This window comes from Microbacterium sp. zg.Y909, from assembly GCF_024626565.1.
On the sequence record NZ_JANJFJ010000064.1, the window covers coordinates 1 to 891 of the forward strand.

2 protein-coding genes are annotated in these 891 nt (G+C 73.6%); both read right to left on the minus strand.

All coding sequences use genetic code 11. The features are described from left to right. Positions 1–386, minus strand: a 386-nt coding sequence (locus tag NQ160_RS07010) for a PLP-dependent transferase (RefSeq protein ID WP_257514511.1), incomplete at its 3' end; no start/stop codon positions are given. A gap of 91 nt (positions 387–477) precedes the next feature. Then, the coding region (locus NQ160_RS07015; RefSeq protein WP_257514512.1) for a zinc-binding dehydrogenase at positions 478–891 on the minus strand (414 nt) is incomplete at its 5' end.

An 891-nucleotide genomic window follows, 5' to 3' on the forward strand; every position in this document is an offset into this window, starting at 1 on the left:
ATGCCCCAGTCGGCGAACGTATCGGCGAGCAGGTAGATCGTGCCGCCGTACAGCTGGTGGGCCGCGACGATGTGCTCGCCCTGGCGTGCGAGCGTCAGCAGCGCGAGCGCGACGGCGGCCTGCCCGGATGCCACCGACACCGCGCCCACGCCGCCTTCGAGGGTCGCGACCCGCTGCTCGAGCACCGTGGCGGTGGGGTTTCCGGTGCGGCTGTAGACGTTGCCCTCGCGGCGGAGAGCGAAGAGGTCCCGAGCCTCGGCGAGTGAGCCGAACCGGTATGCGTTGGACTGGTAGATCGGCGGCACCGACGCGTACTGCACCGCGGCGGGGTCGTATCCGGCCTGCACCTGGGCGGTCGCGAACGAGGGACACGGAGCGTCGGGCATGGCCCCCATCATCGCGCCGGCCCGCGGAGGGCTTCGGTCGTGTGTCGCTTTGTTGCGGCATCCGGCGGCGTGTGACGGACGCGTTTGTGGGTCAGGGGACCAGCGTGATCTTGCCGTCCACGCCGTCGGCCACCAGACGGTGGGCCTCGGCGGCCTCGGTCAGCGGCAGGGTCGGGCCGAGCTCCACCTGGAAGGCGCCGGCGGCCATCAGCGCCAGGGCGACCGGCACCGCCTCGGCACGCCACGCCTGCTGCTGGGCGGTGAGGGGCCACGGGGCCCCGCCGGAGAAAGCGCGGATGCCGAGGCGTTCGGCATCCGGCCCCCGAACGATGGTCGCGATGCGGGTGCGGTCGTCGAGCAGCTCGAACGAGGCGTCCAGCGCTTCGTCGGTGCCCGCGCAGTCGAGGATCGCGGTGACGCCGTCGCCGGCGACGGCCCGCACGCGGTCGGCCACCCCTTCGCCGTAGATCACGGGCGTGGCGCCCAGGGCGGCGACGCGGTCGGC